Origin of the sequence: Streptomyces sp. NPDC051180 (assembly GCF_040689545.1) — a bacterium.
In the GTDB taxonomy this organism is placed as follows: domain Bacteria; phylum Actinomycetota; class Actinomycetes; order Streptomycetales; family Streptomycetaceae; genus Streptomyces.
Genome location: NZ_JBFBBC010000011.1, coordinates 111,993 through 138,428 on the forward strand (window position 1 = coordinate 111,993; position 26,436 = coordinate 138,428).

Annotated in this window: 18 protein-coding genes; 11 read left to right on the forward strand and 7 right to left on the reverse strand. The window is 73.2% G+C overall.

Annotated features, from left to right (window positions below):
* Positions 1-38: 38 nt before the first annotated feature.
* From AB0424_RS20815 to AB0424_RS20825, 3 genes are all read right to left on the reverse strand, one after another.
* Positions 39-800, reverse strand: coding sequence for an amino acid ABC transporter ATP-binding protein (locus AB0424_RS20815; protein ID WP_366307484.1), 762 nt, complete (start codon positions 798-800; stop codon positions 39-41).
* A complete protein-coding gene (locus tag AB0424_RS20820) occupies positions 797-1,684 on the reverse strand; it encodes an amino acid ABC transporter permease (RefSeq protein WP_366307735.1) in 888 nt (295 codons plus the stop codon). The genes AB0424_RS20815 and AB0424_RS20820 overlap by 4 nt, the downstream gene beginning before the upstream one ends.
* A gap of 98 nt (positions 1,685-1,782) precedes the next feature.
* Positions 1,783-2,760: an ABC transporter substrate-binding protein gene (locus tag AB0424_RS20825; protein ID WP_366307486.1), complete on the reverse strand. Its 978-nt coding sequence runs from the start codon at positions 2,758-2,760 to the stop codon at positions 1,783-1,785.
* Positions 2,761-3,296: 536 nt separating this feature from the next.
* On the opposite strand from AB0424_RS20825, the gene AB0424_RS20830 reads away from it, so the two are divergent.
* The 3 genes from AB0424_RS20830 (at position 3,297) to AB0424_RS20840 (ending at position 7,203) form a co-directional block, all read left to right on the forward strand.
* A complete protein-coding gene (locus tag AB0424_RS20830) occupies positions 3,297-4,508 on the forward strand; it encodes an NADP-dependent malic enzyme (RefSeq protein ID WP_366307488.1) in 1,212 nt (403 codons plus the stop codon).
* Positions 4,509-4,703: 195 nt separating this feature from the next.
* Positions 4,704-5,669, forward strand: a complete 966-nt coding sequence (locus tag AB0424_RS20835; RefSeq protein ID WP_366307490.1) for a zinc-binding dehydrogenase — start codon at positions 4,704-4,706, stop codon at positions 5,667-5,669.
* A gap of 82 nt (positions 5,670-5,751) precedes the next feature.
* Entirely contained in the window at positions 5,752-7,203 is a 1,452-nt protein-coding gene (locus tag AB0424_RS20840) for a cellulase family glycosylhydrolase (protein ID WP_366307737.1), read from the forward strand.
* A gap of 271 nt (positions 7,204-7,474) precedes the next feature.
* Here the strand turns inward: AB0424_RS20840 and AB0424_RS20845 are convergent, their stop codons facing one another.
* Both AB0424_RS20845 and AB0424_RS20850 read right to left on the reverse strand, forming a co-directional pair.
* A complete protein-coding gene (locus tag AB0424_RS20845; RefSeq protein ID WP_366307492.1) occupies positions 7,475-8,377 on the reverse strand; it encodes a PadR family transcriptional regulator in 903 nt (300 codons plus the stop codon).
* A gap of 1 nt (position 8,378) precedes the next feature.
* Positions 8,379-9,251, reverse strand: coding sequence for a DUF4097 family beta strand repeat-containing protein (locus tag AB0424_RS20850; protein WP_366307494.1), 873 nt, complete (start codon positions 9,249-9,251; stop codon positions 8,379-8,381).
* Between the two features lie 149 nt (positions 9,252-9,400).
* Here AB0424_RS20850 and AB0424_RS20855 point away from each other — a divergent pair, with 149 nt between their 5' ends.
* Positions 9,401-10,216, forward strand: coding sequence for a hypothetical protein (locus tag AB0424_RS20855; RefSeq protein WP_366307496.1), 816 nt, complete (start codon positions 9,401-9,403; stop codon positions 10,214-10,216).
* A gap of 57 nt (positions 10,217-10,273) precedes the next feature.
* On the opposite strand, the gene AB0424_RS20860 is transcribed toward AB0424_RS20855, so the two are convergent.
* Positions 10,274-10,459 carry a DUF6104 family protein gene (locus tag AB0424_RS20860; protein ID WP_024761804.1) on the reverse strand — a complete coding sequence of 62 codons (186 nt, stop codon included), beginning with the start codon at positions 10,457-10,459 and terminating at the stop codon, positions 10,274-10,276.
* A 96-nt stretch (positions 10,460-10,555) separates the two neighbouring features.
* On the opposite strand from AB0424_RS20860, the gene AB0424_RS20865 reads away from it, so the two are divergent.
* The 7 genes from AB0424_RS20865 to fxsT all read left to right on the forward strand — a co-directional run bounded on the left by AB0424_RS20865 (position 10,556) and on the right by fxsT (position 22,425).
* Entirely contained in the window at positions 10,556-11,101 is a 546-nt protein-coding gene (locus AB0424_RS20865; RefSeq protein ID WP_366307499.1) for a CU044_2847 family protein, read from the forward strand.
* Positions 11,098-13,125 carry a trypsin-like peptidase domain-containing protein gene (locus tag AB0424_RS20870; RefSeq protein WP_366307501.1) on the forward strand — a complete coding sequence of 676 codons (2,028 nt, stop codon included), beginning with the start codon at positions 11,098-11,100 and terminating at the stop codon, positions 13,123-13,125. The genes AB0424_RS20865 and AB0424_RS20870 overlap by 4 nt, the downstream gene beginning before the upstream one ends.
* Positions 13,126-13,246: 121 nt before the next feature.
* The gene (locus tag AB0424_RS20875; protein ID WP_366307503.1) at positions 13,247-14,263 is read left to right on the forward strand and encodes a MoxR family ATPase; all 1,017 of its coding nucleotides are present in this window, start codon (positions 13,247-13,249) and stop codon (positions 14,261-14,263) included.
* A 7-nt stretch (positions 14,264-14,270) separates the two neighbouring features.
* Positions 14,271-17,510, forward strand: a complete 3,240-nt coding sequence (locus tag AB0424_RS20880; RefSeq protein ID WP_366307505.1) for an SAV_2336 N-terminal domain-related protein — start codon at positions 14,271-14,273, stop codon at positions 17,508-17,510.
* A gap of 114 nt (positions 17,511-17,624) precedes the next feature.
* The gene (locus AB0424_RS20885; protein WP_366307507.1) at positions 17,625-17,822 is read left to right on the forward strand and encodes a hypothetical protein; all 198 of its coding nucleotides are present in this window, start codon (positions 17,625-17,627) and stop codon (positions 17,820-17,822) included.
* A 237-nt stretch (positions 17,823-18,059) separates the two neighbouring features.
* Positions 18,060-19,343, forward strand: a complete 1,284-nt coding sequence (locus tag AB0424_RS20890) for an HEXXH motif-containing putative peptide modification protein (protein ID WP_366307509.1) — start codon at positions 18,060-18,062, stop codon at positions 19,341-19,343.
* Between the two features lie 58 nt (positions 19,344-19,401).
* On the forward strand, positions 19,402-22,425 hold the full coding sequence (gene fxsT, locus AB0424_RS20895) for an FxSxx-COOH system tetratricopeptide repeat protein (protein WP_366307511.1): 3,024 nt from the start codon (positions 19,402-19,404) through the stop codon (positions 22,423-22,425).
* Positions 22,426-22,503: 78 nt separating this feature from the next.
* Here fxsT and AB0424_RS20900 read toward each other — a convergent pair whose 3' ends face one another.
* On the reverse strand, positions 22,504-26,298 hold the full coding sequence (locus AB0424_RS20900) for a multifunctional oxoglutarate decarboxylase/oxoglutarate dehydrogenase thiamine pyrophosphate-binding subunit/dihydrolipoyllysine-residue succinyltransferase subunit (RefSeq protein WP_366307513.1): 3,795 nt from the start codon (positions 26,296-26,298) through the stop codon (positions 22,504-22,506).
* Positions 26,299-26,436: the final 138 nt, after the last annotated feature.

The following is a 26,436-nucleotide window of genomic DNA, read 5'->3' on the forward strand; positions in this document are numbered from 1 at the left end:
GGGCGGTACGGGAGACCCGTACCGCCCCTTCGCGCCGCCTACAGCACCTTGGAGAGGAACGCCTTCGTCCGGTCCTGCTGCGGGTTGCCCAGCACGTCACGCGGGTGGCCCGACTCGACCACCACGCCGCCGTCCATGAAGACCAGCGAGTCGCCGACCTCGCGGGCGAAGCCCATCTCGTGCGTGACGACGACCATCGTCATGCCCGACTCGGCCAGGTCCCGCATGACGTCGAGGACGTCGCCCACCAGCTCCGGGTCGAGCGCCGAGGTGGGCTCGTCGAAGAGCATCAGCTTCGGCTCCATCGCCAGCGCACGGGCGATGGCGACGCGCTGCTGCTGGCCGCCGGAGAGCTGCGAGGGGTAGTTCCCCGCCTTGTCGCCCAGGCCGACCCGGTCGAGCAGGCGCTCGGCACGCTCGCGCGCCACCGCCTTGGTCTCGCCCTTGACCTGGATGGGCGCCTCCATGACGTTGGCCAGGGCCGTCATGTGCGGGAAGAGGTTGAAGCGCTGGAAGACCATGCCGATGTCCCGGCGCTGGGCCGCGATCTCGCTGTCCTTCAGCTCGTAGAGCTTGTCGCCCTTCTGGCGGTAGCCCACCAGCTGGCCGTCGACGTACAGCCGGCCGGCGTTGATCTGCTCCAGGTGGTTGATGCACCGGAGGAAGGTCGACTTGCCGGAGCCGGACGGGCCGATCAGGCAGAACACCTCGCCGTTCTGCACCTCAAGGTCGATGCCCTTGAGGATGTGGGCGGCGCCGTACGACTTGTGGACGCCCTCGGCCTTCACCATGGCGGTCATCGGGTCACCGCCTCGCGGTTGGAGAATCGGGAGAGGTTCGCCTTGACCTTCTGCCACGGGGTGGGCGGCAGGGAGCGCAGCGACCCGCGGGCGTAGTGCCGCTCCAGGTAGAACTGCCCGACGCTGAACACCGAGGTCAGGATCAGGTACCAGATCGAGGCGACGAAGAACATCTCCATGACCGCGAACGAGGTCGAGGCGATGTCCTGCGCGGCCCGCAGGAGGTCGGGGTACTGCACGGCCACGACCAGGGACGAGGTCTTCAGCATGTTGATGAACTCGTTGCCCGTCGGCGGGATGATCACCCGCATCGACTGGGGGAGCACCACGCGGCGCATCGTCTTCGCCTGGCTCATGCCCAGCGCGTGCGACGCCTCCGTCTGGCCCTCGTCGACCGACTGGATGCCGGCCCGGACGATCTCCGCCATGTACGCGCCCTCGTTGAGGCCGAGACCCAGCAGGGCGGCCAGGAAGGGGGTCATGACATCGGTCATCTCGTCCTTGTAGAACCCGATGTTGAAGATCGGGAAGATCAGGGCGAGGTTGAACCAGATCAGCAGCTGCACGTAGACCGGGGTGCCGCGGAAGATCCAGATGTAGAGCCAGGCGACGGTGCTCGTCACCGGGTTCTTGGACAGGCGCATGACGGCGAAGACCACGCCGAGCACCAGACCCAGCGCCATCGAGGCGACGCTGATCAGGACCGTGTTCCCGAGGCCCTCGAGGATGCTGGGGTCGAACAGCTTCTCGGGGACGGTCGCCCAGCGGACATCGCCCTGGGAGAACGCCACGCCGAGCAGCACCAACAGCGCCACCACGACGACGCCGGCGACCCAGCGACCGTAGTGGCGGACCGGAATGGCCTTGATGGCCTCCGGCGGGATCGCCGTCGGGACGGGGGACGCCCCGGCGGGAACCTTGTCGACCTTGTCTTTGTCGAACTTGTCAGTCACAACGACTGCCCTTCAGTGGTGCCGGGAAGTCAGGAGCCGCCGTTGATCTTGGCCGCGGGGATCGCGCCGTCGCCCGCGTTCCACTTGTCGAGGGCGGCCTTGTAGGAGCCGTCCTTGATGGCGGCGTCCAGGGCTTCCTTCAGTGCATCACGGAGCTGGGTGTTCTTCTTGTCGACGGCGATGCCGAAGAGACCGGCGTCGGTCTTGTTGGCGATGGCCTCGAAGTCGTTGCCGCCACCCGCGGTCTGCGCGATGTACGCGGCGACCGGGGAGTCGTTCAGGTCGGCGACGGCGCCGCCCGCCTTGACGCGGGTCTGGGCCTCGGCGTCGGTCGGGAAGGACTCGAAGGTGAGGGCCGGCTTGCCGTCCTTCTTGCACTTCTCGGCCTGGTCCTTGGCGGCCTGCTCGTACGTGGTGCCGCGCTGGACCGCGAGCTTCTTGCCGCACAGGTCGTCGAGCGACTTGATGTTCTCGGGGTTGCCCTTCTTCACCAGGATGCCGGTGGAGGCGGTGAAGTAGTCGACGAAGTCGACACCGGTGCCGGTCTTCTGGCCCTTGTCGTCCAGACCCTCCTGGCGGGCCTTGGTGTCCGTCATCGAGGACATGACGATGTCGGTGCGGCCGGTCGGCAGGGCCGTGAGCAGCGTGTCGAAGGTGCCGCTCTCGAACTGGAACGTCACGCCGAGCTGCTTGGAGAGCGCCGCGGCGATGTCGGGGTCGACACCGACGATCGTCGAGCCCTGCTTGAACTCCATCGGGGCGTAGGTGGCGTCCGTGCCGACCTTGATGACGCCGGCCTTCTGGATGTCCGCCGGCAGCTTGGCGAAGAGCGGGGCCGTGGAGGCCGCGCCGGACTTCGTGCCGCCCTCGGGCGTCGAGCCGCCCTCGGTCTGGTCGCCACAGGCGGTCAGCAGCATCGAGCCGGCGACCGCGATGGCGGCGACCGCGGCAAGACGGGAGGTGCGGGTCTTGGCGACGGTCGTACAGCGCGTGGAGCGTGCGGTCATGGTCGGGTTCCTCCGGCGTTGAGGGAGTTGCCAGTAGGTCACGTACGCGTCTTCGAGCGCCGCGACCTCGTGTGATTACGGCATCTTGCCATTCGGACCGCCTCAAACCGACGGCCAGTGATGTCAAAATCGGGTAACGGGTGACCCCCGAATTGCGACAGGCCGGTACATCAAGGCCGGACCTTCTCCGGCATCCCTTCCCCGTCACCGAAGAATCTCCGGTTCATCTCGCCATTCGGACGAGTGGAAGGCGGCCATTCGGGTGGGGTCTGCATCTATCGGGACATCGGGTGACGTGTCGTTCTCCGTCCGTGTCCGGATGCGCTCGGTATGAGTCGCGTCACCGAGCGGTTATGGACTCGTCTGCGGTGCCGTCCGTCCGGTAAGAAGGATCCTTACACCCCTCATCCGGGGCTCAGGGCGCGTTGTGCGGCGCGCCCGAGCGGCTGCCCGACAAGGCGGCCGCGGTGCCTCCCCACCCCTCCTCAACCAGGAGCGGCCACCCTCAAATGAAGAAGACTTAAGGGGTCAACCCAATGGCAGCGGAGATCGTCAATCCTCGCAATGACAGCGGTACCGAAGCAGCTCCCGAGGAGTTCTTCGACGCTGTCTTCGCCCTCCACCGGGGCGGCAAGATGGCCGTGCAGGCCACCGTGCCGGTCCGGGACAAGGACGACCTGTCCCTCGCGTACACGCCCGGCGTCGCCAAGGTGTGCACCGCGATCGCCGAGCAGCCCGAGCTGGTCAACGACTACACCTGGAAGTCCAACGTCGTCGCGGTCGTGACCGACGGGACGGCCGTGCTCGGCCTCGGCGACATCGGCCCGGAGGCATCCCTCCCGGTCATGGAGGGGAAGGCCATCCTCTTCAAGCAGTTCGGCGGCGTGGACGCGGTCCCGATCGCCCTCGCCACCACCGACACCGACGAGATCGTCGAGACCGTCGTCCGGCTCGCCCCGTCCTTCGGCGGCGTGAACCTGGAGGACATCTCGGCCCCCCGGTGCTTCGAGATCGAGCGCAGGCTCCAGGAGCGCCTCGACATCCCGGTCTTCCACGACGACCAGCACGGCACCGCGATCGTCACCCTCGCGGCCCTGCGCAACGCGGCGAAGCTGACCGGCCGGACCCTCGGCGAACTGCGCGGCGTCATCTCCGGAGCGGGCGCGGCCGGCGTGGCCATCGCCAAGTTCCTCCTGGAGGCCGGCCTCGGCGACGTGGCCGTCGCCGACCGCAAGGGCATCGTCAGCCGGGACCGCGCGGACCTCACCGACGTCAAGCGCGAGATCGCCGAGCTCACCAACAAGGCGGGCCTGAGCGGCACCCTGGAGACCGCCCTCGCCGGCGCCGACGTCTTCATCGGCGTCTCCGGCGGCACGGTCCCCGAGGAGGCCGTCGCCTCCATGGCCCCGAACGCCTTCGTGTTCGCCATGGCCAACCCGAACCCCGAGGTCCACCCCGACGTCGCGCACAAGTACGCGGCCGTCGTGGCGACCGGCCGTTCGGACTACCCGAACCAGATCAACAACGTCCTGGCGTTCCCCGGCATCTTCGCGGGCGCGCTCCAGGTCCGGGCCTCCCGGATCACCGAGGGCATGAAGATCGCCGCGGCGAACGCCATCGCGGACGTCGTCGGTGACCAGCTCGCCGCCGACTGCGTGATCCCGTCGCCGTTCGACGAGCGGGTCGCCCCGGCCGTCGCGACCGCCGTCGCCGCCGCCGCCCGCGCCGAGGGTGTCGCGCGCCGCTGACACGGTGCCGGGGGCGTCCGGCCGACGTGACCGCTACGCACGCCGGCCGGTACGCCCCGGGCCAGGGGAAGGGCCCCGTTCCGCACGCCGGGACGGGGCCCTTCCGCGTCCCCGGCGGACCCCCGGCCGCGGCGCGACACGGGTCACACCGGGGGCTGGTTCCCCGCCCGCCCGCGGGCCCCTAGGGTCGGGGCCATGTTCGCTGCCTACGCTGCCCGAATCGACCGTGACCAGCCGCTGAACGGCCTTGAGTTGGGCGAACGCCCCGAACCCGAGGTGCGGCCGGGTTGGACCACCGTGACCGTGAAGGCGGCCTCGCTGAACCACCACGACCTCTGGTCGCTGCGTGGCGTGGGGCTGCCCGAGGAGAGGCTGCCGATGATCCTCGGCTGCGATGCCGCGGGCATCGACGAGGACGGCAACGAGGTCGTCCTGCACTCCGTGATCGGCCAGTCCGGCCACGGCGTCGGCCCGGACGAGCCCCGGTCCATCCTCACGGAGCGCTACCAGGGCACCTTCGCCGAGCGGGTCACCGTGCCGCGCTGGAACGTGCTGCCCAAGCCGAAGGAGCTCTCCTTCGAGGAGGCCGCCTGCCTGCCCACCGCCTGGCTGACCGCCTACCGCATGCTCTTCACCAACGCCGGGGTGCGGCCCGGCGACTCGGTCCTCGTCCAGGGCGCCGGCGGCGGCGTGGCCACCGCCGCGATCGCCCTCGGCAAGGCGGCCGGCCTGCGGGTCTTCGCCACCAGCCGCGACGAGGCCAAGCGCAAGCGGGCCGTCGAGCTCGGCGCCGTCGAGGCGTACGAGCCGGGGGCGCGGCTCCCGCAGCGGGTGGACGCGGTCATCGAGACCGTCGGCGCCGCCACCTGGTCCCATTCGGTGAAGTCGCTGCGGCCGGGCGGCACGCTCGTCATCTCCGGCGCCACGAGCGGCGACCGGCCCGCGCACGCCGAGCTCACCCGGATCTTCTTCCTGGAGCTCAAGGTCGTCGGCTCCACGATGGGCTCCAAGGACGAGCTGGAGGACCTGCTGTCCTTCTGCGCCGCGACCGGCGTGCGGCCCGTCATCGACGACGTGCTGCCGCTGGACCGGGCGCGGGAGGGCTTCGAGCGGATGGCCACCGGCGAGCTCTTCGGAAAGATCGTCCTGACGACCTCTTGATGACTCGTCAGTACAGCTGATGGGATCTCCGGCACGCGAAAGGTGAACAACGCTCACATCCTTGTGCCGGAGGTCTTCCTTGCTGCGAACCACCCCTGCCGTACTGCGCACCGCCCTGGCCGCCGCCCTCGCGGTCGCCGCGCTGCTCGCCCCGACCGCCGCCCGGGCGGACACGCCGCAAGCCGCCAGGGCGGCGGACACGTCACCCGGCGCCCGGGTAGAGGCCGAGGCCGCGGGCGGCGGGGGCGGCGGGATACCCGCCCTCACCGACGCCCACGGCCGCGCGCTCACCCTGCGCGGCTGGAACGTCGAGGACAAGGCCAACCGCGGCGACGCCGCCCTCTCCGCGATCACCGAGAAGCACTTCCGCGACATGCGGGCCAAGGGCTTCAACCTCGCCCGCCTGCTCGTCTTCTGGGACGACCTTGAGCCGCGCCCCGGCCGCTACAGCCAGGACTACCTCCGGCGGATCGAACGGATCCTGGACTGGGCCGACAGATACGACGTGAAGGTGGTCCTCGACGCCCACCAGGACGTCTTCGGCCCCGCCTTCGGCCACCGCGGCGTGCCCGCCTGGGCGACCAGGACCGACGGGCTGCCCTTCACCCCGCACCCGGACGACTGGTTCTCCGAGTACTTCGAGCCCGCCGTCCAGCGCGCCTTCACCCACCTCTACGAGGACGAGGACCTCCGACGCGCCCAGGCCCGCATGTGGCGGGTGCTCGCCGACCGCTTCGACGGCCACCCCGCCGTCCTCGGCTACGACCTCATCAACGAGCCGATGGGCGAACTCCGCGAGGGCGAGGACCTCCCGACCGCGGCGCGGCGCATCGAGCGCGACCAGCTCACCCCGATGTACAACCGCCTCGCCGACGCGGTCCGGTCGGCCGACCGCGACGCCTGGGTGTTCGTCGAGCCCACCCCGATCGTCGGCGAGGGCGTGCCCACCGGGCTCGGGCGCATCGACGACCCCAAGGTCGTCTACGCCCCGCACTTCTACAACACGGGCATGGAGGCCGGCGCCGACTACGACCCCGCGGCCGGCTGGATCGAGAGCTACGAGCAGGCCGTCACCCTCTACCCGCGGCAGTACCAGGTGCCCGTGCTGGTGGGGGAGTGGGGACCGCTCAACAACTCCCTTCCGCAGATGAACCGCTTCTACCGTGACGCGATGGCCTCGCTCGGCCGCTACACCTCCGGCTGGGCCGGTTACGTCTGGTGCTACGGCGGCGGCTACTGCGCCGTGGACGGCACCGGCGCCTTCCGCGCGAACAAGGAGCTGACCGCCGAGCCCTACGCCGAGGCCGTCGCCGGCACGGTCCGCTCCAGCGCCTACGACCCGGCGAACGGCGTCTACCGCCTGTCGTACGACTCCGCCGGCCGCCGCGGCTCCCGCGTCACCGAACTCTCCCTCCCGCCCGGCGCCTGGAACGTGACGGCCCGCGGCGCCCTCGTGCTCCGCAAGGCCCCCGGCCGCGCCTGGATCCTCGCCGCCCCCTCCACCCCCGTCACCGTCACGGCCACCCGCCGCTGACCCCTCCGCCACCCCCGCCGCCCCGGCCGACAGCCGCTCGGTGCCCGGTCGGGCCCGGGTCGGGGCCCGGTCCGGCCTTGGTCCGGCCCCGGTCGGGTCCGCTCGGCGCCGGGTCGAGTCTGAGGCAACTGCGGTCCGTCCGCGGTTGGCACCCACCGCGTGCCGTCGCGGGTCGGCGGCGGCAGCGGCCCGCTTTCGGTCGGGTTCGGTCGGGTCAGTGGGTCGGGTCAGTGGGTCGGTTCGGGTCGGTGGGGCGGGTCGGTGGGCGGGGTCAGGGCTTGGGGTGGGGGCGGAGCAGGGCGGTGATGTGGAGGGCCGCGGTGGAGAGGTGGTGGCGGGTGTCGGCCAGCTGTTCCTGGGTCACGCCGTGGTCGCGGGCGGCGTCGCGGATCTCGTCGCGGAAGCGGTCGAGGAGGCGGTCGAGGTCGCGGGCGGGGTCGGTTGAGGGTTCGGACTCCCGTGCCCACTCCGGCGCGTCGCCGACCGGGGCCGTCGCGAACGGCGGCTCCTGCGCGGCGGCGGCCTTGGGGTGGGTCGTGCCGGCGACCAGGCCGCCGAGCTGGGCGGTGATGCCCGAGAGGCCCTCCCAGACGCCCTTCGGCCAGTCGCCCCGCGCGAAGTGGTCCTCGACCTCTTCCTGCACCTGCTGGGCGATGCGCTGGAACTCCTTGGCCTGGCGGCGCGCCGACCGGGCCTCCGCGCGGGCCTCGCGGGCCTGCTCCTTCCACTCCTGTCCGACCCGGCGCAGCTCCTCCTTGGCCTCGGCGAAGGTGGAGGACTCCGTCGTCCGGGTCCGCCCCGCCGCCGCGCGCATCTCGCTGCGCACCCGGCCTGCGGCGCCGCGCACGTCGTCGCGGATCTCCGCCGCCAGCTCCGACACCGACTCGCGGATCTCCCGCTCCAGGTCCTCCAGCTCGGCGTCGCGTCCGGCCAGTTCGGCGCGGCCCGCGTCGGTGATCGAGTACACCTTGCGGCCGCCCTCGCTGGCGTGGGTGACGAGGCCCTCGGCCTCCAGCTTGGCGAGCCGCGGGTAGACCGTGCCGGCCGAGGGTGCGTACAGCCCATGGAAGCGCTCCTCCAGGAGGCGGATCACCTCGTAGCCGTGGCGCGGGGCCTCGTCGAGCAGTTTGAGCAGGTAGAGGCGGAGGCGGCCGTGGGCGAAGACGGGCGGCATGTCAGAGCACCTTTCCGGTCGCGGGGGAGGCGGGGGAGGGGGTGGCAGCGTCCTCGTCGGGTTCGGGACGGCGGAGCAGGGCGATGGAGCCGGAGACGGTGGTGGCCTTGAGCGTGCCCCGGCCCTCGCCGAGGGTGCCGGTGATGGACTTGGCGCCCCATTGGCCTCCCACGCGGAGGTCCTCGAAGGCGTTCGACACGGAGCCGCTGGTGGTGCTCGCCTCGACGCGGGCGTCGGCCGGATGCGGGAGGCGGATGGCGACCTCGCCGGAGACGCTGGTGAGCCGGATGTCCGCGGGGGGTCCGTCGAGTTCGGCGGGGTCGAGGTCGATGACCATGTCACCGCTGACCGTGTCGGCCTTCACGGAGGCGCCCGCGCCCTCGATCACGGTCACGTCGCCCGTCACGGAGTTGGCCCGCAGGGCGCCCGTCACCGACTGGGCCTCCAGGTTGCCGGAGACGCTCTCGGCGCGGACCGGGCCCGAGAGCCCGAGCAGCGTGGTGTCGCCGGTGACGCCGCGGACCTCCGTACGGCCCCGGATGCCGGAGACGACGGCCTCGGCGCCGACCACTCCGACCTCGACGTCGACGCCCGCGGGGACGGCGACGGAGACGACGGCCCGGCGGCGGTACCCCTTGCGGTCGAACCACTTGAGGATGCTCTTCCAGTGCAGGTCCTCGTAGCTCACGGTCAGCGTCGAGCCGTCCTGGGACACGATCAGGGGCGGGCCCTCGATCTCGGAGATCTCCACCCGGGCGGAGTCCTCGTCCGTCCCCACCACGTTCACCGCGCCGTTGACGATGCGGACCTGGAGGCGTGTGACGGGGTCGGCCGGCGCGAGTTTCGTCGGCTCGGTGACGGACCACTCTGTCATGGTGCTGACCTCCCGTTTCGGCAACGCAACATATCGTGTTTCTCGATAGACACGATATATCGCGGTCGGGCGAAGTCAACCCTGATTCGCCCCTGACAGGGTGGGTTCAATTACCCTCATACGCGGACAAATTGGCCTAGCGTAGGGCCATGAACGCGACATCCGGACCCAGCCCCGTCGGGGCGCTGCTGCTCTGCCGTGCCGATCCCGAGGCGGTGCGCCCGCCGGCCCGACTGCTCAGGGAACAGCTGCTCCTCGCCCCCGCGGGCCCCGAGTGGAGCGTGCTCGTACCGGAGGGGAAGCCGTGGCTGCACGGCGGGGAGCCGGTCGAACAGGTCGTCACCGGCTGGGCCACCGCGCTCGCGGTCTCCGCCGCCACCTGGCCCGTCGTCGCGCTGTGGTGGGACCGCGACCGGGCCGGGCTCACGCTCGCCTCGGGTTTCCGCCGCACCGTCGGCTACACCTGGCTCGCGGACGGCACGCCCGTCGGCGAGGACGAGGCCATGCGCACCTTCGCCGCCCGGCTCGGCCTCGACCCGGTCCTGGACGTGCAGGCCCTGGAGCCGCTCACCAAGGTCGACCCGGACGCCGACGCCGACAGCCGGCTCCTCGGCGTCGTCGCCGTCCTCACCCGTGCCGGTCTCGCCCTGCCGACCGGCCTCGTCCCCGGTGAGAACGCCGACCGGCTCCGCTCCGTGGCACTGGCGCAGGGCGCCGAGCAGCTCGAATGGCCCGGCTGGCGCGACGCCGTGCTCGCCGAGCTCGAAGCGGTGGAGGAGGGCCCCCTGGGCCCGTACCTGCGCGGCCCCAGGGCCCGCGCCCTCAGCGGCGTCCAGCTCGCGGCCGGAGCTCCGCTGCTCGTCTGGGGCATCGCCCGCCGCAGCGGCGGCTGGGCGACGGCCGGGGCGCTGCTCGTCGCGCACGGGGTGCTGGGCCTCGCCTACGACCGGCTGCGGGAGGGGTGACCAGGCCCGGCACCGACCGCGGCGGGTCGGGGGCCGCCCGGCCCCCGACCGGCTCGGCTACTCGTCGTCGTCCTCGTCGTCGTCCAGACGGGCCAGCCAGGTCGCGAGGCGCTCGACCGGCACCTCGAAGTCGGGGTTGAGATCGACGAAGGTCCGCAGCTGCTCGGCGAGCCACTCGAAGGTGACCTCCTCCTCGCCGCGCCGCTTCTCCAGTTCCTCGATGCCACGGTCGGTGAAGTACATGGGATCAGGATAGGCCGTGCCCCTCACGTCCCCTGTCGCCCGTCAGCGGCACCGACTAGCCTTCCTCATCATCGTTTCGGGGAGCGGGGGGCCGCTGTGGCACACGGGATCGCTCGGATTCGACTGGACGACGGGACGCCCGTCTGGGCCCGCGTCAGCGACGCGGAGGAGCTGGGCAGGGGCGGCGGGTTCCAGGACACCGGTGTCCGGGACCGGGTGGTCTCGATGGCCGGTGGGCTCACGGACGTCGTGCGCGGGGTGGTCGGCTCGCTGCGCGCCGGCCTCGACCCGCAGGGCCCGGTGGAGGTCGCCGTCAGCTTCGGCATCGAACTGTCCGCCCAGTCGGGCAAGGTGATCGGGGTCCTCGCGGACGGTGCGGGCAAGGCGTCCGTGAACGTCTCCCTCACCTGGACCGAGCCCGGACCCGCGCCCGCGCCCGCACCCGCACCCGCCCCCGGACCGGAGCCTTCCGCGGCAACGGCGCCCGCCCCCGGACCGGGGCCCGCCGCGACAACGGAGCACGCCGGACCGGAGCCGGTCGCCGCAACGGACCCCGCCCCCGTCCCGAGGCCCGCGCGAACCCCTGACCCCGCCCCCGCGAGAGACCCGCACGGGAGCCCGGCGGCCGATGGCCGCGCATGAGCGCCTTCAGCGCGCTCGTGCGCCCCGCGCTCGTGCGCATCGGCGACCCCGGCGGCGGGTATGACCCGCACGGCGACCGGTACTGGGGCACCGGGTTCTTCATCGCCCCCGGCTGGGTGCTGACCTGCGCCCATGTGGTGGCCGAGGGGGGAAGCGCGGTGTGGAGGAGCGAGCCGGCCGTCGGCATCGTGTGGGAGGACGGCGCGATCACCCGGGAGACCACCGGCACCGTCGTGCTCGCGCTGCCCCGCCCGGCCCACCCCGACGACCGGCCGTCCGACCCCTGGGGCCTTCCCGACCTCGCGCTCGTCCGCGTGCCGGGCGCGCGGAAGGCGTCCTGCGTGCGCCTGGGCGACCGGCCCGCGGTCTGGCCCGCGGCGGTCAGCCTGCACGGCTGGTCGCGGGAGACCGGCGAACTCGGCGTACGGCACGTCCACGGCACCCTGAACGGCAGCGACGGCCGGGCCCTCGTCACCGACGGGGTCAAGCCCGTCCCGGGCTGCTCCGGCGGCCCCGTCGTCGACCAGACCCAGGGAGCGGTCGTCGGCGTCAGCAAGGGACGCGGCCCCGACGGGGGCGCCGTCGTGCCCGTCACCGCCCTGCGCGCACTGCACGACCTCCCCGGCGGCGAGGCCATGGGCGAGGCGCTGCGCGCCCACGACCGCTACCACCTCGACCGCTACCTCTCGCTGGACGACCGGCCCGACTGGACCCGCGAACAGCTGCTGCTGCCCGGCGGCCGGGGCGTCGGACCCGCCCTGCGCACCCGGCTCCACGGGCACCTCGCCCGGCTGCCCGCGCCCACCGCCCCCGGCGAGATCATGCGCCTGACCGACCAGGTCAAGGCGTGGATCAGGGACGACGGCCTGCCGGACGCCCTGGAGAGCGACCCGCGCACCTGGAGCGAGGGCGCCGGACTGCTCCGCGGCCTGCGCGTCCCCCGCCGGGACAACGCGCGGGACCTCGACCTGGACGCCCTGCTCCTGTACGCGGCCCATGTCGCCCGGCACGTCGCCGAGCGGTACGGCGACCGGGCCGACACCACGGGCCTGCACCGGTGGATCGTCGAGGAGTCGGGCGACGCCGACCGCCATCTGCGGCGCGAGATCGACCGGCTCCTCACCCCGGGCCGGCCGGCGCCCCTCTCCGTGCGCGAGCCCCGCGCGCGTGCCGACGTCCTCCTGGAGATCGACACCCCCCGCTGGGGACGGCGCTACCCGTGGCGGGTCAAGCTCCTCCTCGACGGACACACCGTCAGCCCGCTCCACTGCGACGACCGGGGCGTCGAGCGGGCCCGGCTGAGGGAGACCCTCCGCGAACCGCTCGCGGACGCCCTGCGGCGCGGCGACAACGGCACGCACCTGGCGGGCGTCGAGGCGGTCCTGCCGCGCGAGCTCTTCGACGAACCCCTCGACACCTGGCGGCTCGAACCGCCCCACGGGGACGACGACCCCTGGGCCACCACGCTCGGCCAGCGCAGGATCGTGGTCATCCGCGACGCCCGCCGCCACGACCACGAGCCGGCCCCCGAGTGGCGCGAACGCTGGGAGGCGGCGCGGCGCGGCCCGCTGGAGGCGGCCCCGCTGCGCGCCGAGGTGCCCGGCGCCGGCCGGGACGCGCACACCCCGCGGGTGCGCCGGGAGACCTGGGCGGAGACGTACGACCGGCTCCGCGAGGCCGAGGGCGGCACCGTCCCCGTGTACTGCGGCGCGGTGGGCACCGGCGACGGGCTCATGGCGATGAACGCGGCGCTGGCCGCCGGACACCCGCTCGCCCTCTGGCGCACCGGGGCCCACGACCACGCCGACTGCGCGGAGTTCCACGAGGGCGCCGAGCGGCTCCTCGCGAAGGCGATGACGGCCGAGGGCCTGGGCCATCCGATCCGCTCCCTGCGCACCCGCGCTCCGGACCGGGCGGACCTCGCCTGGGCCGAGACCGTCGCCGTCCTGCTCGACCCGCCCGACCGGCCGCCGCACGGCGGGCGCCTGGAGGCCCCGCCCCTGCTCGGGGAGGGGGAGTTGTGACCCCAGCGGCCACCGGGACGACGCCCCCGCGATCCGTCCGGTTACCGCGTCGGCAGGCGCCGCCCCCGGGCGGTACGGTCGACGGGCCCGGCACCGACACCACAGCCAGGAGGAGTCCCTCGTGAACGATTGGCGGATCTACCGTGGTGCCGGTCTTCCGCACGACGAGATAAGCCGACTGCCCGCCCCACCGCCCTGGCGCGACTTCTCGGCCGGCGGCGCCGACGACACCCTGGCCGGGTCCGACCGGCGGCTCGGCGTGCGCCGCAGGCTCGTCCAGAACCACCACCCCAGGCCCGCCGAGACCGACGCCGTCAACGCCGCGCTCTACCTGCGGCGTCCGCTGCTCGTCACCGGCAACCCCGGCACCGGCAAGTCCACCCTCGCCCACGCCGTCGCCCACGAACTGGGCCTCGGACGGGTGCTGCGGTGGCCGATCGTCAGCCGCTCGACGCTCCAGGACGGCCTCTACCGGTACGACGCCATCGGCCGGCTCCAGGACGTCCAACTGGAGCGCGCCCAGGCCGGATCGCCCGGTTCCGCCGCCGCGGCCCCGGCCGGCATCGGCTCGTACATCCGGCTCGGACCGCTGGGCACCGCCCTGCTCCCCTCCGCGCAGCCCCGGGTCCTGCTCATCGACGAGCTCGACAAGAGCGACCTGGACCTGCCGAACGACCTCCTGAACGCCCTGGAGGAGGGCGAGTTCGCCATCCCCGAGCTGGAGCGGATCGCCGACCGGGAACCGGCCGTCGAGGTGCTCAGCGACGACGGGCGCAAGGTCGCGGTCGTCGGCGGCCGCATCCGCTGCTCCACCTTCCCCTTCATCGTGCTCACCTCCAACGGCGAACGGGACTTCCCCGCCGCCCTGTTGCGCCGCTGCATCCGGCTGGAACTGGAGGCGCCCGGCGAGGAGCAGGTCGGCGCCATGATCGCCGCCCACCTCGGGACCGAGGCCGCGGCGGGGGAGGGGGAGCAGGAACTCGTCCGGCGCTTCCTGAACCGCGAGCCCGGCGAGGTGATCGCCACCGACCAGCTCCTCAACGCCCTCTACCTGACCCAGCACGCCTCCCGAGCCGAACGGCTGACCAGGGAACGCATCGCGGACATGCTCATGCAGCCGCTCGATCAGCCGAGGTGATGACCGGATGCGCCGGATGCATCTGGAGGAGCTCACCCGAAGACTCCGGGCCGGCGGCCAGGACCCGACCGCCGAGGACCTCGCCGACGCCGTCTGGCTCGCCCGCTGGCTGCCCGGCCCGTCCCCCGACGCACCCGCGGCGGACCCGCCGCCGGAGCGGGCCGTGGACGGCGCCCCGGACGAGGACGGGGCGCCGTCCACGGACGAGGGTCCCGGCGGGGCCGAGGCGATCCCGGAGGCCGTACGGGGCGAGCCGGCGCGCACCGGTACCGGGGACGCGGCCCCGGGCGTCCGGGAGTCCGTCTCCCTCCACATGGAGGCCGGGCCCGGCGGCGGCCGCGGCCCCGCCACGCGGCGCACGGAGCGGGGCACCGCCCTGCCCGTCCGCGCCCCCGGAGCCAACGCCCTCCCCGGACTCCTCGGCCTGCAGAAGGCGCTCCGGCCGCTGCGCGACTACGCCCTCGCCCCCGGCCGCCCCGGCGAGGGCGCCCTCGACGAGGAGGCCACCGCCGAGCACAGCGCCGCCGCCGGCATCCTGACCCCCGTCCTGCGGCCCGCCACCGGACGGCGCCCCGACATCCAGCTCCTCATGGACACCGGCCCGGCCATGGTCGTCTGGGGCCGGATGGTCGAGGAACTCCGCCAGGCGTGCCAGCAGTCCGGCGCCTTCCGCGACGTCCAGGTGCACCGGCTGTACGACACCGGCGACGGCCCCCCGCTGGTCACCACCACCTCCGGCGCCGACGGCAGACCGCGGCTGCGCCCCGTCGACCAGCTCCACGACCCCACCGGGAGCCGGCTCACCCTGGTCGTCAGCGACTGCGTCGGCCCCCTCTGGCAGCGCGGCGCCGCCCAGCGCTTCCTGCACCAGTGGCCGCGCCACTCCCCGATCGCGCTGGTGCAGCCGCTCCCTCCGCGGCTGTGGCCCCGCACCGCGCTCCCCGCCGTCCCCGGCACCTTCCAGCGCTCCGCCGTGCCCGGCGGGCCCGCCGCCTTCCGCTCCGACGACGAGCCCTGGGGCCCCCACGTCCCCGGCCGCCGGCCGGTCCCCGTGCTCACCCCGACCCCCGAGGCGTTCGGCTCCTGGGCACGGCTCCACACCGGACACGGCGGCGACTCGGTGCGCGGCTGGGCCGCCTGGACCGCCCCCGAACCGGCCGGGCCCCGCACGCCCGCCGCACCCCGCCCCCCGCGCTCCGACGAGGACGTCCTGCGGGCCTTCCGGGCGGGCGCCTCGCCCGGCGCGCTGAAGCTCGCCGTCCATCTCGCGGCGGCCCCGCTGACCCTGCCCGTCATGCAGCTCGTCCAGCGCGCGATGCTGCCCGACACCGGGCCCATGGAGCTGGCCGAGGTCCTGCTCAGCGGCCTGTTGCGCCGGCTGCCGGGCCCGACCCCGTACCCCTGCTTCAGCTATCCGACCGCCATCCAGCAGCACCTGCTCGCCTCGCTCGACCCGAGCGCCGCCGCCCTCGTCCTCAAGCACTGCTCGGCCTACGTGGAGCGCAACTTCGGCCAGGGCATGCGCAACTTCCCCGCCTTCGCCGCCGCCCGTCTCGCCGGGACGACGACCGGGACCGTGCCCGGAACCGGAGCGGGCACGGACGCCGAGGCCGGAGCCGGACCCACCGCCGGGCCCGCCACCGACCGGACCGAGTCCGGACCCGCGGCCGGCACCGAGCCCCGGACGCCCGACGACGGCGGTCCCGACGCGGCCCGGCGGCCCGGCGGCGAGGCGGCCCTCACCGAGGAGACCGACGACACCCCCGGCCCGGGGGGCACCGAGACCGAGCTGTTCGCGCGCATCCCCGCGCGCGTGCTCCGCTTCTACCACCCCGACCTCGTCACCCCGGACCCCCTCACCGAGGCCCGGCGCCTCCTCGCCCAGGGCCGCGACCAGTCCGACCCCGCCCTGCTGGCCCGCGCCCGCGAACTCGCCGAGGCCGCGCTCCCCGACGAACCGGTCGAGGCCCGGATCGTCCTCGCCCGCGTCCTGTACGCCGAGGCCGGCACCGCGGCCGCCCGGCGCACCCTCCGGCGCGGGGAACTCCTCGCCCAGGCGGCCGACACCCTCGCGCGAGCGGCCGAGCCCGCCCGGCCCGGCGACGAGGCATGGGCGGAGGCCCGGCTCGAACTCGCCGTCGTCCACCACGCCCTGTGGCGGGACACCGACGCCCCCGGTCACCTGGACGCGGCGCTCGCCGCCCTCGCCGAGGACGACGGCCACTGGCCCGAGACCGTCCGGCACACCCTCCACCTGCGCCGCGGCCGGCTGCTCCTGGCCCGTGGCGACGGCGACGCGGCGGCCAGGGAACTCGCCGCCGCCCTCGACCTCCAGGAGAGCGCCGCCGCCTTCCTCGACCTCGCCGACGCCCTCGCCCTCACCGGCGCCGCCCCCGACAGCGTCGGGCCCGTGCTCGACCGCGCGGAACCCCTCCTCGGCGACGGCCGCGCACTGCGGCTGCGCTTCACCACGGCACGGGCACGGCTGTACGACACGGCCGGCGACGGTCCCGCCGCCGACGCGGCGTACGAGGAGGCCACCCTGCTGGCACCCGCGGAGAGCGCCCAGCGCGGCACGCTCCTCCTGACCTGGGGCGGGTCGCTGCTGCGCCGGGCCGCGGCCGGCAGCGGCACGGCCCCCGTCGACCGGGCCGAGGGCGTGCTGCGCGAGGCCCTCACCCGGCTGCCCGCCGACGCGCCCGAGCGCGCCAGGGCGCGCACCCTCATCGGCAGCGTCCTCGCGCTCCGCTTCCACCGCGCGGGCTTCCTGCCCGACCTCTTCGAGAGCCGCCACCTCCTCGAACAGGCCCTGCGGGGAACCACCGACGCGGGCGAACGCGCCCGGGTGTGGCTGCAGCTGGGGCGGGTGCGGCTGGAGCTGGCCGAGACGGCCCGGGACGGCGTGACGGGCGACGCCCTCACCGCCTACCGCAACGCCGCGGACGAGGACCGGGCCGCCCACGGCGACAGCCCGGGCACCGTCACCGGCGCCCGCGCGCTGCACGCCCAGGGAGCGGTGCTCTGCCTCATGGGCCGCCCCGAGCGGGCCCGGACGGTCCTGCTCGCCGCGACCGCGCGGTGGCGGCGGCTCACCGGGGAGCTGGTCGAGGTCGACTGGGACGACGTGGAACGGACCCGGCGGCTGCTCGCCGGAGTGGAGGGCGCGAGGGCGAGGGAGGGGGCGCCGCTCACGCCCGAGGAACGGCGCCGCGTCCTTCCTCCCTGGTGGTCCTGGACGGCCGGATAACGGGGGCGCACATGGGGGCAGATGAATCGAATGGGTTTCCGGTCTCCCGGCGTCGGGAAGAACCGCCGCACCGCTACGACCGTGGGGGACAGCGTCGGTGAGGAGGAGCCGAGAGTGTTCGAGCACACGGGGTGGGCGACCGGTGTCGACCGGGAAGCCGTCAGGCCCCCGCAACTGTCCGATCTCGCGGCTGTCGATCTGCGGACCCTGCGGGTCATGGAGGACGCCGTACTCGGGGCGGCCGTGGAGAGAGTGCTGCTCCACCCCTCGGACCTCACCGCGTCCTGGCAGGAGGACGAGTCCGTCGGCTGACGACCGGTGTCCGGCGCGGGACGACCGCGGTCCGGCGCGGGGCGACCGTGGTCCGCGCGGCGGCTGCCGTGGTCCGCGCGGCGGCCGCCGTCCCGCACGGGGCGATCGTGGTCCTGTGCGGGAGCCCCGTCCCCCGCGACGGTCCGACGTCCGCCCGGGACGCCCCGACGATCGCGCGCAGCGATCGTTTTCGGCCGTATCGGCAGCCGGCGGCGCCTCGTCCGTCCGGAGCCCCGGGTGATCACCGCCCCGCCCGACCCGGCGGTCCTCGCCGCGCTGGCCACCACGCGCCCCGAACCCGTCGGGGCGCGCTTTCTGCGGTCCGGGCTGCACGCCCGCCGGCTGCTCCTGCTCAAGACCCTCCTGGTCCGGGTCCAGCGCCACCGCGAGGCGGTGGCGCCCCCGGCACTGCGCACCTTCGAGGCGGGCTGGCTCCTGCTCGAACGGACCGAGCGCGCCCGTCCGGACGTCGTCCGCGCCGTCCTCGACTACCCGACCACCGGCGCCTGGCTCGCCGCCGCGCTCACCGAGCCGCTCGGGGCCGGCTTCGACCGCCACCTCGTCCATCTCCACCTGCTCGCCGTCACCGCGGCCCTGCGCGGCGGCCTCGCGGTGGACCTGGTGGTCGACGCCCCCGGCGGAGTGCTCCCGCTCCCCGGTGTCGGGCGGGTCGAGGCGGGCGGCGCGGGACGGCTCCGGATCGACGCGCGTTCCCGCTCGGTACGGATCGGCGCCGGGGAGGGCGGGGGCTCCCGCGCCGTGCTCCGCCGCCCCCGGAGCGCCCCCGCGGGGCGGCTGACCGGCGGCGGGCCCGGATGGTGCGGGCTGCGTTCCCTGCCGGGCGGCACGACCCGGCTGGAGGACCTCGACCCGTACCGGCTGCCACCGGACATGGGCATCCCGGCCCGGGCCGCCGCCGACCACGCCGACACCGACCACGCCGGCTGGGCCGGCCGCTGGACCGCGGCCCGTGCCCTGCTCCGCGGGACCGACCGGGCGCGGGCCGTCGAGGTGGGCCGCTCGGTGGGCGCCGTCGTGCCCCTCGTCCCGCGCGGGACGCGCTCGATCGGGGCCACGCTGAGCGCCGCCCCCGGAGCCGTCCTCATGACGCCGTCCGCCGGCGCCTCCGACATGGCCGAGACCCTCGTCCACGAACTGCACCACAGCAAACTCGCCACGCTCCACGAGCTGGTACCGCTCTACCGGTCCCACGACCGGACGGCGTCGACCCACCACGTCGGCTGGCGCACCGACCCCCGGCCGGTCGCCGGAGTCCTCCAGGGCGCCTACGCCCACCTGGCCCTCGCCGACCTGTGGCACCGGGCCGGCCGCGCGTCCGGCGTGCCGGGTCCTTGGCGCACACGGTCCGCACGGCGGTTCGAGGACGTCCACGATCAGGTGGCCGGAGCACTTGCGATATTGATCGGATCCGATGAACTGACCAGTGCGGGGCGGGAGTTCGCCCGGCAAATGGGGAAGCATCATGCGAGTCTGAGCTCCGGTCGACGAGCCCACGAGTAACACTGTGCCCAGGGCACATGACACTGCGTTGCGCGCAAGCGGGACGGGAGATGCACACATGGCGGAACAGCGGTCGGGCGGCACCACGGCGGACCACGGCGGCAGGGGCGCTCCCGAACACGTCCTCGTCGTCTTTCCCGGCTACCACCGGCCCTGGGCGGCCTGGATCAACCAACGCCTCGACACCCACGGCGTCCGCGCCACCCTGCAACGCTGGGACCCGCCCCGCGAAGTCCCCCTGGAGGACTCCCTCGGCGACCTGCTCCTCGCCCGCGGCCAGGTCCTCCTCGTCCTCGACGACTGGTTCTTCGAGCTGGGCCCCCGCGCCGCCGGCGAGTGGAACGACGTCCTGCGCAGCTTCGTCGCGGCCCACGCCCACCGCTTCGCCGCCGTCAACCTCACCAACCGCACGCTGCTCCCCTCCACGGCCGTACTCGAACCCGTCAGCCTCTGGGGGGTCGGCGAGGAGGAGGCCGAGGCCCGGCTCCTCAGCAGGCTCGGCATCGAACCGCGCCGCTCCCCGGCCCGGCGGATCGCACCCGGAGCGCTCGTCCGCTACCCCGACACCCCACCCGACATCTGGGGCGAGGTGCCCCGCCGCAACCCCCGCTTCACCGGCCGCGACGACCTCCTGACCGAGCTCCAGGAACGGCTCATGGACGCCGAGCGCGGCAACGCCGCGTACACCCTCCTGGGCATGTCGGGCATCGGGAAGACACAGATCGCCGCCGAGTACGCCCATCGCTTCAGCTCCGACTACGACGTCATCTGGTGGGTCAGCTCCGACGACCGCAACGTCCAGCGCGACCGCCTCGGCGAGCTCGCCGTCGCCCTCGAACTGACCACCGGAAGCGAGCCCGGCGAACGCATCCGCGCCGTCCGCGAAGCCCTCCGCCGAGGGGCCCCGCACGGCCGCTGGCTCGTCGTCTTCGACGGCTGGGACGACGTCGAGGGCGTCAACGTCATGCTCCCGCACGGACCCGGACACGTCCTCATCACCTCCCGCAACCACGCCTGGCGCGAGCACACCGACGTCCTCGCGGTCCGCAACTTCGACCGCGCGGAGTCCACCGGCTACCTGATGCGCCGCGCCCCGCACATCACCGCCGCCGAGGCCGACGAGGTCGCCGCCGAGTTCGGGGACGTACCGCTGCCCCTCGTCCAGGCGGCCGCCTGGCTCGGCGAGTCCGGCATGGAGGCGTCCGAGTACCTGCGCATGGTCCGCGAGGGTCGGCTCTCCACCGTCGGCGAGCCGGTCACCGGCGAGGGCATGCCCAACACCTCCCTCACGTCCTGGTCGATACTGATCAACCGGCTCCGGCGCGCCCAGCCCCAGGCCATCGACATCCTGAGCCTCTGCGCCTCGTTCGCCCCCGGCCGCATCCCCCTCGGCATCGTCCGCGCCCACCCGCAGGCCCCGCTCCCCGAGGACCTGCGGTGGATGGCCACCGACCTGCCCGCCTGGACCAGGGCCCTCGACACCCTCGTCAACTACTCGGTGCTCACCCGGGAGACGCGCGGCCCCGTCACCAGCGACGAGGCGGCGCCGCAACAGGAGTCGGTCCACATGCACCGGCTCGTCCACGACATCGTCTCCCGCCTCACCGACGGCGAGCACCGCGACGCCCACCGCAAGGCCGTCCGCACCCTCCTCGCCGAAGCCGACCCCGGGAACCCCACGGACAGCCGGAACTGGCCCCGCTACTCCGAGCTCCTGCCCCACCTGGAGCCCGCCGGGGCGCTGCGCAGCACCGATCCGCGCATCCAGGCCACCGTCCTCAACTGCCTGCGCTACTGCGACCGCAGCGGCGAGCACAAGGCGGGCACCCGCCTCGCCGAACGCATCCGCGGCAGCTGGACCGGCCTCATGGACCCGCTCTCCCCCCAGATGCAGGAACTCACCACCGTGGAGGGCGACATCCTGCGCCGCAGCGGCGGCTTCCGCGAGGCGTACGAACTCGACCTCGCCCGCCGCACCCTGCTCGACGGCGCCGACCACCGCGACGAGCTCGCCGACCTCAAGTCCAAGATCTGCATCGCCCGCGACCTGCGCTTCCTCGGCCAGTACCGGGAGTCCGAACGCCTCCAGCGGGAGGTCCTCGCCGAGGCGCAGACCCTCCTCGGCGAGACCCAGCAGCTCACCCTCGCGGCCCGGCACAACGTCGGCGTCGTCCTGCGGATGCTCGGCCGCTACCAGGAGGCCCACGAGCAGGACACCGACACCCTCGCCCGCTGCGAGAACATCCTGCGCCCCCACCACCCCTCCACCCTCAACTCCAACAACGCCGTCACCCAGGACCTCCGGCTGCTCGGCCGCTACCGGGAGGCCCTCGGCCGCCAGGAGGCCAACGTCCGCCTCCACGTCAAGATCCTCGGCGCCCAGCACCAGCAGACCCTCTACGCGCGCAGCCAGCTCGCCCTCTGCCGACGCCGCGAGGGCGGCTTCAAGGAGGACATCGGCGCCGTGATGGCCGGGGTGCTCGACCACCTCGAACAGGCCCAGGGGCGCGGCCACTACCTCACGCTCTCCGCGGTCACGAACTACGCCAACTACCTCCGGGAACACGGCGACCTCGACCGGGCCCGCGAACTCATCGACGAGGCCGAGGCCGGCTACCGCGCCCTGCTCGGCCCCGCCCACCCCGTCTCCACCGGCGTCCTCGCCAACACCGCCCTCGTGATGCAGGCGTCCGGCGAGCGCACCGAGGCCATGACCATGCTGGAGGCGGCGCTCGCCGGCCTCACCGCCGCCCTCGGCCCCGACCACCCCTGGGTCATCGGCTGCGCCCTCAACGCCACCGCCGCGCGCAACTTCAACGGACGCGTCTCCGACGCCGCCGAACTCAGCCGGGACACCCTGCGCCGGGCCCGGCACGTCATGGGCTCCGAACACCCCCTGACCCTCTCCTGCCAGGTCGCGCTCGCCACCGACCTGCGCGGCCTCCGCGAGGTCGAGGAGGCCGGGAAGCTGGAGGAGGACGCCCTCCTCACCCTCACCCGGACCCTCGGCGCCCAGCACCCCCACACCCTCTCGGCCCGTCAGCGCAACCGCCCCTACTGGGACTTCGAGGCCAACCTCTGACCTCCCCGCGCAACGCCGGAGGCCCGGCACCCCCGAGGGGGTGCCGGGCCTCCGCGCCGTACGCGTACGGCAGGTCGGTCAGGCTTCGAAGACCTCGTTGACCAGCTGCTGCTGCTCCGCCTGGTGACGCTTGGCCGAGCCGACCGCCGGGGAGGACGAGTGCGGACGCGAGATCCGGCGCAGGCGCTCGCCCGCCGGGATGTCCGCACCGACCGCCAGGTCCAGGTGGTCGATCAGGTTGAGCGCGATGAACGGCCACGCACCCTGGTTCGCCGGCTCCTCCTGGGCCCAGATGTACTTCTCGGCCTGGGAGTACTTGGCGATCTCGGCCTGCAGCTCGGCACCCGGCAGCGGGTACAGGCGCTCCAGACGGATGATCGCGGTCTCCGTGTCACCGCGCTTCTGACGCTCGGCCTCCAGGTCGTAGTAGACCTTGCCGGCGCAGAAGACGACCTTGCGGACGCCGGCCGGGTCGACCGTCGTGTCGCCGATCACCGGACGGAAGCCGCCGGTGGTGAACTCCTCCACCGAGGACGCCGCGGCCTTCAGACGCAGCATCGACTTCGGGGTGAAGACGATGAGCGGCTTGTGGTGCGGGTTGTGGACCTGCCAGCGCAGCAGGTGGAAGTAGTTCGACGGCAGCGTCGGCATGGCGACCGTCATGTTGTCCTGGGCGCACATCTGGAGGAAGCGCTCCGGGCGCGCGGACGAGTGGTCCGGGCCCTGGCCCTCGTAGCCGTGCGGCAGGAGCAGCGTGACGCCGGAGGTCTGGCCCCACTTCTGCTCGGCCGAGGAGATGAACTCGTCGACGACGGTCTGCGCGCCGTTGACGAAGTCGCCGAACTGGGCCTCCCAGATGACCAGCGCGTCCGGCCGCTCCAGGGAGTAGCCGTACTCGAAGCCCATCGCCGCGTACTCGCTGAGCAGCGAGTCGTAGACGTTGTAGTGGGCCTGCTCGTCGGTCAGGTAGAGCAGCGGGGTGTAGTCCTCGCCGGTCTCCTGGTCGACCAGGACCGCGTGGCGCTGGCCGAAGGTGCCGCGACGGGAGTCCTGGCCGGAGAGCCGGACCGGGGTGCCCTCCATCAGCAGGGAGCCGATGGCGAGGGTCTCGCCGAAGCCCCAGTCGATGGTGGCGTCGTCGACGGAGGCGGCACGGCGCTGCATCTGCGGCAGCAGACGCGGGTGGACCGTGATCCGCTCCGGGATGCTGACCTGCGACTCGGCGATCCGCTTCACGACCTCCTGGGAGACCGCGGTGGTGACGCCGACCGGGAACTCGGCGCGGGCGTCCGGGACGTGCGTCGGGGTCGGGGCGGTGGTGGCCTCGCGGACCTCCGCGAACACCTTCTCCAGCTGTCCCTGGAAGTCCTGGAGCGACTGCTCCGCCTCTTCGAGGGTGATGTCCCCGCGACCGATGAGCGACTCGGTGTACAGCTTGCGCACCGAACGCTTCTTGTCGATCAGGTTGTACATCTGCGGGTTGGTGAACGAGGGGTTGTCGCCCTCGTTGTGACCGCGGCGGCGGTAGCAGATGAGGTCGATCACGACGTCCTTGTTGAACGTCTGGCGGAACTCGAAGGCGAGCCGCGCGACGCGGACCACGGCCTCCGGGTCGTCGCCGTTCACGTGGAAGATCGGCGCCTCGATCATGCGGGCCACGTCGGTCGCGTACATCGAGGAACGCGAGGACTCCGGGGCGGCGGTGAAGCCGACCTGGTTGTTGATGACGATGTGGACCGTGCCGCCGGTGCGGTAGCCGCGCAGCTGCGACATGTTCAGGGTCTCGGCGACGACACCCTGGCCGGCGAAGGCCGCGTCACCGTGCAGGGCGACGGGCAGGACGGTGAAGTCCGTGCCGCCCTTGTTGATGACGTCCTGCTTGGCGCGGACGATGCCCTCCAGGACCGGGTCGACCGCCTCCAGGTGGGAGGGGTTGGCGGCCAGGGAGACCTTGATCTCCTCGCCGTCCAGGCCCGTGAAGGTGCCCTCGGCGCCCAGGTGGTACTTGACGTCGCCGGAGCCGTGCATCGACTTCGGGTCGAGGTTGCCCTCGAACTCGCGGAAGATCTGGGCGTACGACTTGCCCACGATGTTCGCGAGGACGTTCAGCCGGCCGCGGTGGGCCATGCCGATGACGACCTCGTCGAGGCGCGACTCGGCGGCCGAGTCGATGACCGCGTCGAGCAGCGGGATGACGGACTCGCCGCCCTCCAGGGAGAAGCGCTTCTGGCCGACGTACTTCGTCTGCAGGAAGGTCTCGAACGCCTCCGCCGCGTTCAGCCGGCGCAGGATCCGCAGCTGCTCCTCGCGCTCCACGCGGGAGTGCGGGCGCTCGACGCGGTCCTGGATCCACTTGCGCTGCTTCGGGTCCTGGATGTGCATGAACTCGACGCCGGTGGTGCGGCAGTACGAGTCGCGGAGCACGCCGAGGATGTCGCGGAGCTTCATCATCGACTTGCCGGCGAAGCCGCCGACCGCGAACTCCCGCTCCAGGTCCCACAGGGTGAGGCCGTGCTCGGTGATGTCCAGGTCGGGGTGCTTGCGCTGCTTGTACTCCAGCGGGTCGGTGTCGGCCATGACGTGGCCGCGGACCCGGTAGGAGTGGATCAGCTCGAAGACCCGCGCGGCCTTGGTGACGTCGTCGTCGTGCGACGCGTCGATGTCCTTGAGCCAGCGGACCGGCTCGTAGGGGATGCGCAGGGCCTTGAAGATGTCGTCGTAGAAGCCCTCCTCGCCGAGGAGGTAGTTGGCGACGACGCGCAGGAACTCGCCGGAGGCGGCGCCCTGGATGACGCGGTGGTCGTACGTCGAGGTCAGGGTCATGACCTTGGAGATGCCCAGCTTGTTCAGGGTGTCCTGGGAGGTGCCCTGGAACTCGGCCGGGTAGTCCATCGAGCCGACGCCCATGATGACCGACTGCCCGGGCATCAGACGCGGCACGGAGTGGACGGTGCCGAGGCCGCCGGGGTTGGTCAGGGAGACCGTGACGCCGGTGAAGTCCTCCATCGTCAGCTTGCCCACGCGGGCCCGCTTGACGATGTCCTCGTACGCCTGCCAGAACTCGAAGAAGTTGAGCGTCTCGGCCTTCTTGATGCCCGCGACGACGAGCTGGCGGTCGCCGTTGGGCTTCACCAGGTCGATCGCGAGACCGAAGTTCACGTGCTCCGGCTTGACCAGGGTCGGCTTGCCGTCCTTCTCCGCGAAGGAGTAGTTCATCGACGGCATGGCCTTGATCGCCTGCACCATCGCGTAGCCGATGAGGTGCGTGAAGGAGATCTTCCCGCCCCGGGCGCGCTTCAGGTGGTTGTTGATCACGATCCGGTTGTCGAAGAGCAGCTTCACCGGGACGGCGCGGACGGACGTGGCCGTCGGCACCTCCAGGGAGGCGTTCATGTTCTTCGCGACCGCGGCGGCGGGGCCGCGCAGCGTGATCAGCTCGGGGCCGGCGGGGGCCTCGGCGGCCGGGGCGGCCTTGGCCGGCGCCGGAGCGGCGGCGGCGGGCTTCGCGGCGACCGGCGCGGCGGGTGCCGCGGCGGGCTGGGGAGCCGGGGCCGCGACCGGAGCGGGCGCGGGGGCCGGAACGACCGCAGGAGCGGCAGGCGCGGCCTGTGCGGGGCCCGCCTGCGGCGCGGCGGGCGCGCTCGGGGTGGTGGTGGGGGCCGGGGCGGCGGCCGGGGTCTCCGACGTCGCTCCGGGCTTGTAGTCGGCGAAGAAGTCCCACCAGGCACGATCGACCGAATTCGGGTCCTGGAGGTACTGCTGGTAAATCTCGTCGACGAGCCACTCATTGGCACCGAAGGCGGTCGCAGGGTTCTGGCCCTGCCCGTCTTGGTCGGTCGGGGAGCTCGGGGTACTGGGGGACTGAGACGACACGGCGGCAACCGCCCTCTTCCGCTTCACAAGGTGATGGACAGCGGAAATAAAGGCTACGCCTGTCCGGCCGAGAGGTGCAGGCCGGGCACTCCAACGTCGCGCAAGTCACACTTGACGGGGTGTTTCGGAGCCGTGAAT